Source organism: Snuella lapsa, from assembly GCF_039539345.1.
GTDB lineage: Bacteria > Bacteroidota > Bacteroidia > Flavobacteriales > Flavobacteriaceae > Snuella > Snuella lapsa.
On sequence record NZ_BAABCY010000013.1, the window covers coordinates 48,608 to 63,319 of the forward strand.

Here is a 14,712-nt window from a genome sequence, read left to right on the forward strand (position 1 = left end):
TTAACAATATAGCACTGTTTATGTTGAGAACACCAAATAAAACCTACTTTACTGCTTTGTTTTTAAAGAAACGAAACAAATCCCTACAATAACAGCCAGCGCTCCAAACAATTGAAGCATGGTTAAATGCTCATTCAAAAAAACAGCTGCTAAAACTATGGTAGAAATTGGACCAATCCCTGCAACAATGGCAAAATTGGACGATGTAATCATTTTTATGGATGCCGACACTAAGAAAGATGGAATAACCGTAGCGAAAAGCGCTATCAAACTTCCTAAAAGATATACTTGCCATGGGTAATTCCAAAGTGGCACATCTATAATTAAACTGTAATGTACGAATACACAAAAGCAAGATACGATCATGGCGTAGGCTGTAAACCTCATAACGCCCAATTTGGGAAGTAACCACCCGCTCCCTACCAAATAAGCTGCATACGTAATGGCACTAAGCAAAATATAAATACCTCCAATATAAGTGTCATTTCCAGAAACCGCCACCTCGTCCCAAAATGCAACAACAATGCCCAGATAGGTCAAGCCAATGGCACCTGCCTGAATATTTGTTATCGGTTGTTTTAAAAACACCTTGTTCAATAATAAAACGATCGTAGGATATAAAAACAAGATGATACGCTCTAAACTGGCTTTAATATAGGTAAGACCAACAAAATCGAAATAGCTAGCCAAATAGTATCCTACAAAACCAAAAAGGAACACCCACATATAGTCTTTTGGAGTAACATAGGTAGACTGCCCTCTTTTCCTGTAAAGTAAAGCTACTAGCACGTAAAAAGGAAACGAAAACAACATACGCAGTAACAATATACTTAAGGCATCTATTTGATATTGATAGGCCATTTTTACCATAACTGCTTTAGAAGAAAACAACACTACTCCTAAAATACCTATTAATACACCATAAACAAATCGCTTATTAAATTTCATGCGTCAAAAGTAGTTCTATGCATTTATGGAATTACCTACAACTTACATAAATTACAACGTTCAACCTTAAAAACTGAGGATGGCGATATCTAAGTCAATTCAGCCCTTTCTTTTAAAAAACAGCTTCTGGTCAATAAAAGTTTTTTCATGTAGCGCCTCAAAAACAGGACGTTTGCAAGTTTTCCTAAAATTCCATAAGGTGATTCGAAGTAAAATTTACCTACAACCAATGTCTTATTTTCATTTTCATAAAAATGATACTCATGGCGAAATGATTTAAACGCACCAAAAATCATCTCTCCTATAAAATAATTAGGAGAATCGAACTCAACAATTTTAGATGTTAAATGCTGAACAAACCCCAAGTGTTTGGCTTCCCAGCTAACCCATTCTCCCAATTCGATCAACCCGGTAACCTTACCAGCTATGGCTTTTTCGTTATAATGCTTTAAAGAATCTTGATGTAAATCTATGTTTCTGGCTAAATCGAAGCAGGTCTTTATATCTGAATTTATTTCAGTCTTTATTTGAATTATGGGCATGGCTTAATTAATATTTGCTTAAGGGAAAAGCAAATATAATTAAATTCCTACAAAAAAACCACTAATCTTTCAATAATTTATTAATAACCAGAAAACTAAATATTAGTGCGATATGTAATCATACAAATTTAAATACTGTATTACAGTTACACATTAAACAGGAAGTGCATTACATCGCCATCCTTCACAACATAATTCTTTCCTTCAACGCGCATCTTTCCCGCTTCTTTAGCTTTGGCTTCGCTACCCAAGGCAACGTAATCGTCGTAACCAATAACTTCGGCACGAATAAAGCCTTTTTCAAAATCGGTATGTATAACCCCCGCTGCTTGTGGCGCCGTAGCACCTATATCTACAGTCCAAGCACGTACTTCCTTAACGCCTGCGGTGAAATAGGTTTGTTGATTTAGCAATCTGTAGGCAGCTCTAATCAATTTAGCAGATCCAGCTTCTTCCAGTCCAATATCTTGCAAAAACAACTGACGCTCTTCGTAATCGTCCAATTCATTGATATCTGCTTCGGTACCTACAGCCAATACCAGTACTTCTGCATTTTCTTCTTTAACAGCTTCCTTAACCTGCTCTACGTAAGCATTACCCGAAACAGCCGATCCTTCGTCTACATTGCATATATACATCACTGGCTTATCGGTAATAAACTGGGATGGTTTCACAAAATCGATATAATCGTCGTCACTAAATTCCAAAGCACGAACAGATATACCTGCTTCTAACCCAGCTTTTATCTGTAACAATACAGCTTCTTCTTTTTGAGCATCTTTGTTACCTGTTTTAGCAGCTCGCTTTACTTTGTCCAATTTCTTATCAACCGTTTCCAGGTCTTTAAGCTGTAACTCCATATCGATAGTTTCCTTATCGCGTATAGGGTTAACATTACCGTCCACATGTACAATATTGTCATTATCAAAACAACGTAAAACATGTAGAATAGCATCAGTTTCACGGATGTTTGCCAGGAATTGGTTTCCTAACCCCTCTCCTTTACTGGCTCCCTTAACCAATCCAGCAATATCTACAATTTCTACAACTGCGGGTTGTACACGCTCTGGGTTAACCAACTTTTCTAAGGCTTCCAGTCTAGGATCTGGCACATTAACCACACCTAGATTGGGTTCTATAGTACAAAATGGAAAGTTTGCACTTTGCGCTTTGGCATTAGACAAACAATTAAATAAGGTGGATTTTCCAACATTTGGCAATCCTACAATTCCTGCTTTCACACGTTTAAATTTTAGTTAATTACATGACTAAAAACCAATTACTAATTTATGAACGTTCAATACCGTTCCGCTCTTTCATTAGTCTAATCTATCGACGGCTAAGAATTTCAATCAACTCTTTTGCAAAAGTTATTTTAAAATTCAATCAATATCTGTTTTTATAGTCGTAAAAATTAAGGCTGCAAATATAGTTATACTTCACTTTATTTCTACATACTTTCAGTATTTAAGTAGTAATTTTATCTGCTCCCCCTAAAAGAGAACTGTAAAATAGTATTCTTTAATGATTGACAATGTCTCTAAACTCCTTATATTTTATAAAATATAAAATGGATCCATTATCTTATTTTATCCAACAAGTTACTCAGTTGAAAGGCTTCTTCTTCAGATAAGTTATTCAAAAGATCATCTTTAAGTTCTTTTGCTATTTCATCCAATAGTTCCTCTCCCTGTTCAGTGATCTCAACAAATACAACACGTCGATCTCCCGGACAGGGCAAACGCCTGATTAATTGCTTTTCACACAACTTATCCATCAACCGGGTAGCATTGGGCGAACGTTCTATCATCCGTTCTTTAATTGTCTGCACTTTTGTAGGTTCTCCTGCCCCTTTAAGGATTCTTAGTATATTAAACTGCTGTGGGGAAATTTGATAGGGCTTGAAAAACGCATTCTGATGACTATTAATCCAATTGGCAGTGTAAACAATATTTAGCATCGCCTTAACCCTATTGCTAGAAAAAGTAGATTTTATTTCTTTTGACAGATCCCCCATAAATACCAAAGTTTATTTGTAACGCAGCACAAGTTACAATGCTTTTTGAAAAGCTTCAACTTTTTCTTTTAAGGTATTGTTTAATTCCTGGTCAGTAATTTGCGATCCATTAAAATTCTCTTTGAATGAAGGCAAAGAAAACACACCTATTATATTTGCATTGTGCCTAGGAAACCTATCTTGCGCCATTGCCAAAACCGACTTCCCTCCACGTCCACCGGGAGAGGTTGCCATAAGCAACATCGGTTTTCCGTAAAAGGTTTTTCCTTCTATACGGGACATCCAATCCAATAAATTCTTAAATGCCGCCGAATAGGCACCATTGTGCTCTGCTAATGATAGCATAATACCATCTGACTCTTCAATATACTTTAAGAATTTATGTGCATTCTTTGGTTGTCCACCTAAATCCGCTTCCAAGTCCACCCCAAATAGAGGTAATTCAAAATCGTTTAAATCTAAAATAGTAATCTCACTGTTTTCAACCAAACTAGAAGCATAGATTGCCAATTGTTTGTTAATGGATTGCTTACTATTACTTCCTGCAAACACTATGACTTTCTTCATTTCTATCTTTTAATACTATTACTAAATTTATTTATTTTGCTATTAAACACGTACGATACTACTAGTAGTATTAATGCCAATAAAGCTCCTGCCTGCTCTCCATCACCAATCATGTAATGGGCAAAGAACGCTAAAATAAAAGCAAAGAAAAAACCTGAATACGCCCATTCCTTTATTGTTTTTAAGTTAGGATTCCAAATAGCAAACAACCCTAACAGTTTTGCTATAGCGTAAGGATATATAATATATATTGGATATCCAAACCCCTCAAACATTTTTGACACATCATCGTGCTTAAAAAAATACATGCTTACAGAAAACAACATTAATACAGACAATAAACCTGTTGCTATGTAAAAAATAATTCTATCTCTTTTCATTTTTTAATGTTTTAAATATTGAGGCAAAGCTACAAAGTATAAATTTATTTTCCAAGGAAAATAATTCCTAGTAATATATTTTATGATTTCATTAAGAAACCCGATTGTAAATTTTGAAACTTTTGTACTTTAGCACCAAATTATATCACAGCGATGGACATAAACTTCAATAAAAACGAAGATCACAATAAACTTTTAGTGTCAGAACTTAATAAGCGTCTTGCGAAAGTGAGTCTTGGCGGTGGAAAATCCCGTATTGAAAAACAACATAGCAATGGGAAAATGACAGCTAGGGAGCGCATTGATTATTTGTTGGATACAAAAACCAAGGTGATCGAGATTGGAGCTTTTGCTGGTGAGGACATGTACAAAGAACACGGAGGTTGCCCTTCTGGAGGTGTTGTTGTTAAAATAGGTTACATAAAAGGAAAGCAATGTATAGTTGTTGCCAATGATGCCACCGTAAAAGCCGGAGCATGGTTTCCGATAACTGCCAAGAAGAATTTACGGGCTCAGGAAATAGCCATTGAGAATAAACTACCAATAATTTACTTAGTAGATTCTGCAGGAGTGTATTTACCTATGCAAGATGAGATATTCCCAGATAAAGAGCATTTTGGCCGTATATTTAGAAATAATGCCATTATGAGCAGCATGGGCATTACACAAATAGCTGCTGTTATGGGGAGTTGCGTTGCTGGAGGTGCTTACCTACCTATTATGAGTGACGAGGCTTTGATTGTTGATAAAACCGGTAGCATCTTTTTAGCTGGCAGCTACCTTGTTAAAGCTGCCATTGGTGAAACAATCGATAACGAAACCTTGGGAGGCGCAACAACACATTGCGAGATTAGTGGCGTTACTGACTATAAAGCCGATAACGACCAAGCAGCACTGGACAAGATTAAAAGTATTGTTGATAAAATAGGTGATTACGAAAAAGCAGGGTATAATCGGGCAACCCCTAAAAAACCTAAAGAAAACCCCTCAGACATCTTTGGCATCCTTCCTCAGTCCAGAACAGATCAGTATGACATGTACGAAATCATCAAGCGCATTGTTGACAATTCAGAATTCGATGAATACAAAGCCGGATATGGGCAGACCATTATTACCTGCTATGCGCGTATTGATGGCTGGGCGGTAGGCATTGTTGCCAACCAACGAAAAATTGTAAAGACCAAAGGTGCAAAAACCAAACCCAGCGAAATGCAGTTTGGAGGTGTAATCTATAATGATAGTGCAGATAAAGCCACCCGCTTTATTGCCAACTGCAACCAAAAGAAGATTCCATTGGTGTTCTTACAGGACGTTACAGGATTTATGGTTGGTAGCAAAAGTGAGCATAGTGGCATCATTAAAGATGGAGCCAAAATGGTTAATGCGGTTAGCAACAGTGTGGTTCCTAAATTTACCGTGATTATTGGCAATAGTTATGGTGCGGGCAATTATGCCATGTGTGGCAAGGCTTACGACCCCAGACTCATTGTTGCCTGGCCTAGTGCCGAACTCGCTGTTATGAGCGGTAATAGTGCCGCTAAAGTCCTATTACAAATAGAAACAGCTTCCCTTAAAAAGCAAGGCGAAAAAATAACTCCAGAAAAAGAAGCTGAGCTTTTTAATAAAATTAAAGATCGCTACGACAATCAAGTGTCACCATATTATTCAGCAGCACGTCTTTGGACAGATGCCATTATTAACCCGCTAGACACCCGCCAATGGATTAGTATGGGTATTGAAGCTACCAACCACGCTCCTATTGAAAAACCTTTTAATCTGGGCGTGTTACAGGTTTAGAACAATTACCAGGCACTACTAACCGTTCCGCTACTTTCTATAGCGACATTGTTTTCATCATTACATGATTTAGATTTTAGAAGCATTCTACCACTACTTATATCACATATTTCTCCTTACCAAATTTTTCCACTAATATTCTTTTCATATTTCCTATATTGTGTAATACAATCTTTATTACATGGCAACCAATAGCAATTCCGAAGAGTTTGAAACCCTCGACCCAAAGGACTGGAAACAGTCAAAAGCCCTCATGCACCAAATGATAGAGGACGCCTTCGACTATATTAAAAATGTTAGAGAACGTAAGATTTGGCAAGAGATGCCTGAGACCGTTCTAAATAGCTTCAACACGTCATTACCGAAACAGCCCAGTGATGCCAAAACAGTTTACAAAGCCTTACAGGAAACGGTACTCCCTTACCCCATGGGCAATATCCATCCGCGCTTTTGGGCGTGGTACATGGGTAACGGAACAATTTCTGGAGTAATGGGTGACTTTTGGGCTTCGGTACTAAACCCCAATTTAGGTGGTGGCAATCATGCCGCCCACAAAGTAGAAGAACAAGTTATAGACTGGATCAAAGAGATTGTGCAATTTCCAAAATCTGCAGGTGGCCTTATGGTAAGCGGCGGTTCTATGGCCAATTATACAGCCCTGGCAGTTGCCAGAAACACCAAGGCTGACTACGATATACGCAAGGAAGGGCTAAAAGAAAACAATCTGGTATTCTATGCCTCTAAAGAAATTCACAGCTGTAACACCAAAGCAATCGAACTCTTAGGACTTGGCACGAAAGGCCTTAAGAAGATTAAGGTTAACAATGACTACACTATTAACATAGATGCTTTAAAACAACAAATAAAAGAGGATAGGGATAATGGTTTGCAGCCAATTTGCGTCATTGGCACCTCGGGAACAGTCAATACTGGCGCCATAGATGACTTAAATGCTATTGCGGAAATTTGTGTGAAAGAAAAATTATGGTTTCATGTAGACGGTGCTATTGGAGCCATCGCTATGCTGTCACCCAAAATAAAGCCATTGCTTAAAGGTATTGAATGTGCTGACTCCATTGCCTTGGATTTACACAAATGGTTACACATGCCTTTTGAAGCCGGCTGTGTGCTTATTAAAGACAACAACCAACACAAAAACACCTTCTCGTTAATTCCAGAGTATTTAGCAAAGAATACAAGGGGTATCGCATCGGGAAGCGATTGGTTTAGTGAATACGGCTTACAATTATCCAGACGCTTTAGAGCTTTAAAGGTATGGATGTCGTTTAAAGAACACGGTAGCGAACGTTTTGGACGCATGATTACTAAAAATGTAGAACAGGCGCATTACCTAGGCAATCTCATTACAAAACATAACGATCTGGAACTTCTTGCTCCCATAGGTATGGATATAGTTTGTTTTCGCTATAATCCAGGCAAATTGCACCTAGAGCAATTAAACGCCATCAACAAAGAAATTAAACTGCAGATTGAAGAACGAGCAGTCGCATTACCAGGGTACACCACACTTAACGGCATCTATTGTTTGCGCTGTGCTATTTCTAGCCACAGGGCAAATACACACGATTTTGATGATTTTATAACCAACGTAAGAAACATTGGAAATGAGATACTGCAAAACGGAATCTTAACACCTTAACAACAAAAAAATAGCCCTAATTACTTTTAGCCTACATCTTAACCAGCGTTTTAAGGCATTAGCATCATATCGATTCCATTTTAAAGTGTATAGGAATTGCATAAGACACCTTTACTGGTTTGCCTCGTTGTGTGCCGGGTTTCATTTGGGGCAACAATTTTATAATACGCTCTGCCTCTTTCTCTAAAATTTTATCAGGGCCTCTGGATTTAACATTTACCGTATAACCTTTTGAGTCAATTACGAACAATACAAATACGCGCCCCTGAATACCTAACTCTACTGCCGTATCGGGATAATTAAAATGCTTATGTACGTGTTCCTGAATTTTAGCTTGAAAACACATCTTAATTTCACTCTTAGACCTTCCTTCACACCCTGGAAATACGGGCACATTCTCCAATACAGCAAAAGGCACCTCTACCTCTTCTACAACCTCTTCAAGCTCAATGTCTTCAATATTTACAACACGCTCTTCAATCGCTTCTTCCTGAGTCGTTTCGGAACTTTCAATAACTGTTTCTTCAATTTCAACTACATCTTCAACAATTTCAATAGATTCTACAACAGCCACAGGTAGCGATGGTGGCGGTGGTGTATTTATCGGAACAATTGGTATATCCTCTTCAACTTGCTCGACCATTTCTATAATATCTATTGAAGTAAGCTCCTTTTCATAAGTCTTAAATTCCAAGGCTTGCCACGATAGCAACAACATCAAATTAAGACCTATAGCAAAATAAAGACTGCTATTTCTCCCCACTTCTATTTTTGGGTTCTTTTTTGAGATCATGATTATAGAATTTATTATACTTAAATTTAACCTAACCTCATTAGAATAACAATGATAATTATCACTAAACAGCCTCTTAACAACCTAAAAAACAATATTTTAAACTTCTTTTCTGTAAACACACTAAGTCCTGAGACTCCTACCATAAAAAAAGCAGCTCGATTGAGCTGCCTTAGTTAAGAAATCTTTATTTCCCGAGGAGGTTTTTCCTTAGCCTCTTCTCTTTTAGGAAGATATACGTTTAAAATACCTTCACTATAATTAGCTCGTATTTTGCCTTCTTCTACTGTTTCTGGTAATGTGAACGCTCTTTTAAATGAAGAATAACCAAACTCTCTACGGGTATACCCTCCGTCTTCTCCTCCATTGGTTTCTTTAAGTTCTGCAGAAATAGACAAGATGTTGTTCTCTAAGTTTATATGAAAATCTGTTTTTTTCAACCCTGGAACAGCCATTTCTACAACATAAGCGTCAGTTTCTTCTTTTATATTTACTTTAGGTAATGACATACCTGTGTTAAAGCTAGAATTAAACATAGATGGAAACTCGCTTAGTGAAAAATCATCAAACCAATCTGATAATAAAGGAAAACCCGAAAATGATTTTGTTCTTTTTGATAATCCCCCATTTTTTGGCAATGTTATTAAAGTACTCATAACTGATTTTTTTTTAATTAAACAATCTTTTTAAGTTTCACTAAACAAAAGACAAAAAAAATACCAAATCAAAAAAGGCAGCTCTCAAGCCATAAAACCTTGCAGTTACGAATCAAAAAACTGACATTTTTTCATTAAACCAACATTGAATCATGTCAAAATTTCAGCATTTTTATTATTACCTGCTATTTTACAACAAAGATTAATGTAATTTCTCAAATACAACATTTCAATCATCAACAGTAATTTCACCATGTCACATCTCATCTTACAAGTACTCTAAACAAACCTTTGAACAAACCATTTTTTGGGAAAAACCAAAAAAAAAAAAAAAATTCACCTCAAATAAAAACTTAAAGCCACATCTATTACAAGTTAATGCATCAAAAAAGCTGTATAGATTTTATTTATAGTTAAATTTTAAAAAACTAATTATCATTCAATTAAACTAACATATTTAAACTAATTATTTAATATTAACACGTCACAACAAACAAGACTGAGATTCAGCCACCATAGACCCTATATCTAACTTTTAATTATATATTTACAATTCTTTTGTAACATTTTAAATCGTCTCCACACTAACATTATAGCTAACCTAATCACATTGAACAAAGAACAGGAACATAATTTTATAACTTTACTGGAAAAACACCAGAACATCGTACACAAAGTGTGTCGCCTTTACACCAACAACAAGGACGCACACAACGATTTATTTCAAGAAATCACCATTCAGCTCTGGAAAGCTTTCCCAAAGTTTCGTGGAGACGCTAAATTCAGCACTTGGATGTACCGGGTTAGTCTAAACACAGCGATTACACTGTACAGAAAGTCGAAACGCTCAATAAGTACGCAGGATTTTGACGGTGTAGCATTCAAAATTAAAGCGGAACATTATGATGATACGGAAGAAGAACAACTAAAAACACTCTATAAGGCAATACATCAACTAAACGACATTGAAAAAGCACTCGTCTTCTTATACCTAGAAGACAAAGATTATAAAGAAATTAGCAAAACCTTAGGAATCAGCGAGGTTAACGCACGTGTAAAAATGAACAGGATAAAAACCAAGCTAAGAACGATACTAAACCCATAACGACATGGATGAATTAGAGCTATTAAAAAAAGACTGGAATAAAGAAAACGGCGGTTTTAAAAAAAAGACAACTGACGAACTATACGCGATGCTGCACAAAAAATCGTCCTCTATCGTTAAAATCCTATTCTACATAAGTGTAGCCGAATTAATATTTTGGATCATTATTAACTCCATACCGTATATGGCTTCCAAGGAATACCAAAAGAAGCTTAACACCATTTACGACAACGAATTCTTGTTTACAGGACTAACCATATTAAGCTACGGCATCATTTTGCTTTTCATCTACCTCCTTTTTAAGTCCCATAAGTCGATTTCCGTAACCGATAGTGCAAAAAAACTAATGGAAAGCATTTTAAAAACACGTAGCGTCATAAAATACTACGTATTATACAATCTTGTCATGGCTGGGTTTTCTATAATTATAAGCTTCTATTTTGCTTTTAAGCACGACCCGAGCGTTTCAGAAAAATTCAGTCATTTTGGAAACATGGAACTTATTGCCGCTATAGCTACTACCATTGCGTTCATCGCAATTTTCACTCTTGCCATCTGGCTTTTTTACAGGATCATTTACGGCCTGTTATTAAAGCGCCTCAATCAAAATTACAACGAACTCAAAAAACTGGAATTCTAACTACAATAAATCAAGAAACCCACCAACTTCAACGACATCACTCGGTTGCATTTTCCCAAGCTTTATCTTTCCAATACGCACCCGAACCAAGCGCAATGTTGGAAAACCAACCGCTGAAGTCATTTTTCTCACTTGACGAAATTTCCCCTCATTAAGCGTTATGGACAACCACGAAGTTGGCCCATGCCTATCATCCCTAATCTTTTTGGGACGTCCAGGCAGATCTGGCACATCGCTCAACTTAAGCACCTTACAAGGCTTAGTTAAATACTTCCCTCCATTAAACCCTATCTCCACCCCTTTTTCCAAACGCCCGATCGCATCGCTTGACATATCGCCATCTACTTGCACATAATACTCCTTATCCACTTTTTGACCATTCACAAAATCACTTATTTTCCCATCCGTAGTCACCAACAGCAAGCCCTCAGACTTCTCGTCCAACCGACCAATAGCCATAGCACCTTTAGAAAAATCTGCCAGCCCTCCTAGTAATTTCTTTGATTGTTGCTGTCTTGAATTTGTTTGAAACTGGCTCAAAAAACCATAAGGCTTAAAGACAATATAATGCTTATGTATCACTTTACCTAAGAGCATTTAATAAACTATAAATCAATTCTTTTGTAATTTGCCTACCTTTTATATTTTCTCTTAAAACTTCAAAAGTTACCACAAAGTCACACCCCGCCTTATAATCACTACACCCATAAGCTGTACGCCCCTTGACCACGGTTCCTTTTTTACATTTAGGACACATTAAAACATCCGAATCAACTTTACCTTCTTCAACAACCTGTTGTTTTGGCTCTAAAATAAGCTGAAAGCTCTCATTTAACCTCAAAAGCCCTTCAACAGTTCCGATACCAGTTTTAAACCCTTTTAAATTAACGGTAGCTCCTTTATTAAGCAATCTTATAAATTGCTTTTCTGACACCTTTTTCCCTTTAAACTTAAATGGCAACACAAAATCACAACCCTCTGAGTAAGCCGAACAACCATATGCTGTTTTACCTTTCATTAGATGCCCTTTCTGGCATTTTGGACACACCTCACCTACAACACCTATCTTTTTATTTGAAAGCTTTTTAGGAACCTTTCTGTTAACCGATACTTTATGTGAAATATTAGCCCGTCTTGTCTCACTTCTTACTTCGTACACTAGAGCATCTACCATACGTTTCATATTCTTTATGAAAGCACCGGCATTAAAGACCCCTTTCTCTATATCTTTCAATTGCTTCTCCCATAAACCAGTTAATTCAGCCGATTTAAGCAATTCATTTTGAATAGTATCTATCAACTGAATACCTGTTTGCGTTGGCAGCACCTGCTTTTTGTTTCTCTCAATATACTTACGCTTAAACAAGGTCTCTATTATGCTAGCTCGTGTAGAGGGACGCCCAATACCGTTTTCCTTCATCAACTCCCTTAAATCCTCATCATCCACTTGTTTCCCGGCTGTTTCCATTGCCCGTAACAGGGAGGCTTCTGTATATTGCTTTGGTGGTTTCGTTTCTTTTTCCAAAAACGACGGTTCATGCGGCCCTTTTTCCCCTTTAGTAAAAATTGGCAACACACCCGTCTCCTTCTCTTTTGAATTAGGCTTTTCAAAAACAACACGCCATCCCTTATCCAAGATTTCTTTTCCTGTAGTCTTAAATAACACATCGTCTGCAGCTCCAACAATTGTGGTATTTGCTACCGAACAATCATCATAAAACACAGCAATAAAACGCCTTACAATAATATCATATACCTGTTGCTGATTGTATTGCAAATTGGTTTGGATTCCTGTTGGAATAATAGCATGGTGATCTGTTACCTTTTTATCGTTAAAAACCTTAGGAGACTTCTTTATTTTCTTCCCGGAAGACAATAGTGGGGCAGTTAAAACCGAATATTTAGTCAACTTTTGAAGGACACCTGGCACTTTAGGGTAGATATCACTAGGTAAAAACGTTGTATCTACTCTGGGATAGGTAACAACTTTCATTTCGTATAGCTTTTGAACTATTTTAAGCGTTTCATCGGCCGAAAACCCAAACTTGGTGTTACAATACACTTGCAATCCTGTTAAGTCGAATAATTTGGGCGCATATTCCTTGCCTTTCTTTTTTGTTATGGATACAATCTCAAAGTCACTTTCTTTAACCTTTTCTGCCAATAACTGTCCATCCTCAACCTTAAAAAAACGACCTTCTTCATAACTAAAAAGTGTATCCCGATACAGCGTTTGCAGCTCCCAATACGGCTGGGGTTTAAAGTTTTCAATCTCCCTAAACCTATTGACCACCATAGCCAGGGTAGGTGTTTGTACCCGTCCAACCGACAACACCTGCTTATACCCACCATGCTTAACAGTATACAATCGTGTGGCATTAATTCCCAACAACCAGTCTCCTATTGCTCTGGAGAAGCCTGCATAATATAAATTATCATAATCTTCTGCTGGCTTTAAGCTCTCAAAACCTTCTTTTATAGCCTCTGTGGTCAAAGAAGATATCCACAAGCGTTTTACAAGACCTTTATATCCTGCTTGATGCAACACCCAACGTTGAATCAGTTCTCCTTCTTGACCAGCATCCCCACAGTTTATAACTACATCGGCTTTATCAAATAGGCCTTTTACAATTTTAAATTGCTTTTGGATTCCCGAATTAGCTACCACTTTCGTTTGAAACTTCTCTGGCAACATGGGAAGGTTATTTAAGTCCCAACTCTTCCAATATGGTTTATAATCGTTAGGTTCGTAAAGTGTGCATAAATGACCAAAAGTATAGGTAACCGCATAGCCATTTCCTTCGTAATACCCATCATATTTCGTATTAGCCCCCAATACGGTAGCAATCTCACGAGCCACACTTGGCTTTTCTGCAATACATACCTTCACAATTATGAATCGACTTTTAGTTTTGAGTCGCAAAATAGGAATTTTACAAAAGCTTGAAAAGAGTACTTATTAGGAGTTATCAACTATTGAATCCTCAAAACTACCCTTTAATTTGTCATTAACACTGATAAGTTTAGCTGTTCATTGACCTATATTAATTGCTTCTTCATAAAACCGTTATTAATTCCTCAGTATAATTGATTTCCCTTTAGCCTCAATAAGATTTCTAGCCAGTTATGATCTCCTTTCTGTGAGTACACCCCCATTCGATAATCTCTGCTATTAAGCTATCCAATGTTTTTCCATGTTCAGTTAAAGAATATTCAACAGTAATGGGCTTAGTGTCCTTAACTTCACGTGTAATCAGTTTATTTACTTCCAGTTCTTGTAAATCATTGGACAACTTCTTTGGAGCTATCCCATTTAAAGCTCTTTTCAATTCCATAAATCGCATGGTTCCACCCCTAAGTAAAGTACCTATTATTTGTATTTTCCATTTTCCAGACAACAATTCCATGGTGTCTTTAATTGCCCTTAACTGCCAAATACATTCGCTTGACAAAGAAGTTTCTTGTTGTAAACCCATAACTAAATAATTTAATAGTTTCTAAAAGGAAACTAGTTTCCTTTTAGAAACAGATATCAAAACTAAACCACTATGGACTGAAAGTCCATAGGTTTGTTACACGAGGGACTAAAGTCCCTCTTTTTACTCTA

15 protein-coding genes are annotated in these 14,712 nt (G+C 36.9%); 4 read left to right on the forward strand and 11 right to left on the reverse strand.

All coding sequences use genetic code 11. From position 1 onward, the window contains the following. Positions 1-48: 48 nt before the first annotated feature. From ABD792_RS01875 to ABD792_RS01900, 6 genes are all read right to left on the reverse strand, one after another. Entirely contained in the window at positions 49-948 is a 900-nt protein-coding gene (locus ABD792_RS01875; protein WP_345004024.1) for a DMT family transporter, read from the reverse strand. Between the two features lie 89 nt (positions 949-1,037). Continuing rightward, the gene (locus tag ABD792_RS01880; protein ID WP_345004025.1) at positions 1,038-1,490 is read right to left on the reverse strand and encodes an SRPBCC family protein; all 453 of its coding nucleotides are present in this window, start codon (positions 1,488-1,490) and stop codon (positions 1,038-1,040) included. Positions 1,491-1,636: 146 nt separating this feature from the next. Continuing rightward, the gene (ychF, locus tag ABD792_RS01885) at positions 1,637-2,731 is read right to left on the reverse strand and encodes a redox-regulated ATPase YchF (protein ID WP_345004026.1); all 1,095 of its coding nucleotides are present in this window, start codon (positions 2,729-2,731) and stop codon (positions 1,637-1,639) included. A gap of 338 nt (positions 2,732-3,069) precedes the next feature. After that, positions 3,070-3,507: a MarR family winged helix-turn-helix transcriptional regulator gene (locus ABD792_RS01890; RefSeq protein WP_345004027.1), complete on the reverse strand. Its 438-nt coding sequence runs from the start codon at positions 3,505-3,507 to the stop codon at positions 3,070-3,072. Between the two features lie 33 nt (positions 3,508-3,540). After that, positions 3,541-4,074 (reverse strand): NADPH-dependent FMN reductase, encoded by a 534-nt coding sequence (locus ABD792_RS01895; protein WP_345004028.1) that lies wholly within the window; start codon positions 4,072-4,074, stop codon positions 3,541-3,543. Between the two features lie 2 nt (positions 4,075-4,076). Further along, entirely contained in the window at positions 4,077-4,454 is a 378-nt protein-coding gene (locus ABD792_RS01900; protein WP_345004029.1) for a DoxX family protein, read from the reverse strand. A gap of 153 nt (positions 4,455-4,607) precedes the next feature. Between ABD792_RS01900 and ABD792_RS01905 the strand changes: the two genes are divergently transcribed. Both ABD792_RS01905 and ABD792_RS01910 read left to right on the forward strand, forming a co-directional pair. Next, on the forward strand, positions 4,608-6,251 hold the full coding sequence (locus ABD792_RS01905; protein WP_345004030.1) for an acyl-CoA carboxylase subunit beta: 1,644 nt from the start codon (positions 4,608-4,610) through the stop codon (positions 6,249-6,251). 181 nt (positions 6,252-6,432) lie between these two features. Continuing rightward, a complete protein-coding gene (locus ABD792_RS01910; RefSeq protein ID WP_345004031.1) occupies positions 6,433-7,911 on the forward strand; it encodes a pyridoxal phosphate-dependent decarboxylase family protein in 1,479 nt (492 codons plus the stop codon). 64 nt (positions 7,912-7,975) lie between these two features. Here the strand turns inward: ABD792_RS01910 and ABD792_RS01915 are convergent, their stop codons facing one another. Continuing rightward, positions 7,976-8,704: an energy transducer TonB gene (locus tag ABD792_RS01915; protein WP_345004032.1), complete on the reverse strand. Its 729-nt coding sequence runs from the start codon at positions 8,702-8,704 to the stop codon at positions 7,976-7,978. A gap of 176 nt (positions 8,705-8,880) precedes the next feature. Beyond that, positions 8,881-9,360: an Hsp20/alpha crystallin family protein gene (locus ABD792_RS01920; protein ID WP_345004033.1), complete on the reverse strand. Its 480-nt coding sequence runs from the start codon at positions 9,358-9,360 to the stop codon at positions 8,881-8,883. A 610-nt stretch (positions 9,361-9,970) separates the two neighbouring features. Here ABD792_RS01920 and ABD792_RS01925 point away from each other — a divergent pair. Next, positions 9,971-10,465 (forward strand): RNA polymerase sigma factor, encoded by a 495-nt coding sequence (locus ABD792_RS01925; RefSeq protein WP_345004034.1) that lies wholly within the window; start codon positions 9,971-9,973, stop codon positions 10,463-10,465. Positions 10,466-10,469: 4 nt separating this feature from the next. Continuing rightward, positions 10,470-11,105, forward strand: coding sequence for a hypothetical protein (locus ABD792_RS01930; RefSeq protein WP_345004035.1), 636 nt, complete (start codon positions 10,470-10,472; stop codon positions 11,103-11,105). Here ABD792_RS01930 and ABD792_RS01935 read toward each other — a convergent pair whose 3' ends face one another. From ABD792_RS01935 to ABD792_RS01945, 3 genes are all read right to left on the reverse strand, one after another. Continuing rightward, on the reverse strand, positions 11,106-11,702 hold the full coding sequence (locus tag ABD792_RS01935; RefSeq protein WP_345004036.1) for a pseudouridine synthase: 597 nt from the start codon (positions 11,700-11,702) through the stop codon (positions 11,106-11,108). After that, complete coding sequence (locus tag ABD792_RS01940; protein ID WP_345004037.1) at positions 11,689-13,995, reverse strand: type IA DNA topoisomerase; 2,307 nt, start codon at positions 13,993-13,995, stop codon at positions 11,689-11,691. Before ABD792_RS01940 ends, ABD792_RS01935 begins: the two co-directional genes overlap by 14 nt. A gap of 226 nt (positions 13,996-14,221) precedes the next feature. Then, positions 14,222-14,581 carry a winged helix-turn-helix transcriptional regulator gene (locus ABD792_RS01945; protein WP_345004038.1) on the reverse strand — a complete coding sequence of 120 codons (360 nt, stop codon included), beginning with the start codon at positions 14,579-14,581 and terminating at the stop codon, positions 14,222-14,224. Positions 14,582-14,712: the final 131 nt, after the last annotated feature.

Coding starts and splice junctions, on each gene's coding strand:
- ABD792_RS01875 (WP_345004024.1), bottom strand. CDS start 948: ATGAAATTTAATAAGCGATTTGTTTATGGTGTATTAATAGGTATTTTA.
- ABD792_RS01880 (WP_345004025.1), bottom strand. CDS start 1,490: ATGCCCATAATTCAAATAAAGACTGAAATAAATTCAGATATAAAGACC.
- ABD792_RS01890 (WP_345004027.1), bottom strand. CDS start 3,507: ATGGGGGATCTGTCAAAAGAAATAAAATCTACTTTTTCTAGCAATAGG.
- ABD792_RS01895 (WP_345004028.1), bottom strand. CDS start 4,074: ATGAAGAAAGTCATAGTGTTTGCAGGAAGTAATAGTAAGCAATCCATT.
- ABD792_RS01900 (WP_345004029.1), bottom strand. CDS start 4,454: ATGAAAAGAGATAGAATTATTTTTTACATAGCAACAGGTTTATTGTCT.
- ABD792_RS01905 (WP_345004030.1), top strand. CDS start 4,608: ATGGACATAAACTTCAATAAAAACGAAGATCACAATAAACTTTTAGTG.
- ABD792_RS01910 (WP_345004031.1), top strand. CDS start 6,433: ATGGCAACCAATAGCAATTCCGAAGAGTTTGAAACCCTCGACCCAAAG.
- ABD792_RS01915 (WP_345004032.1), bottom strand. CDS start 8,704: ATGATCTCAAAAAAGAACCCAAAAATAGAAGTGGGGAGAAATAGCAGT.
- ABD792_RS01920 (WP_345004033.1), bottom strand. CDS start 9,360: ATGAGTACTTTAATAACATTGCCAAAAAATGGGGGATTATCAAAAAGA.
- ABD792_RS01930 (WP_345004035.1), top strand. CDS start 10,470: ATGGATGAATTAGAGCTATTAAAAAAAGACTGGAATAAAGAAAACGGC.
- ABD792_RS01935 (WP_345004036.1), bottom strand. CDS start 11,702: ATGCTCTTAGGTAAAGTGATACATAAGCATTATATTGTCTTTAAGCCT.
- ABD792_RS01945 (WP_345004038.1), bottom strand. CDS start 14,581: ATGGGTTTACAACAAGAAACTTCTTTGTCAAGCGAATGTATTTGGCAG.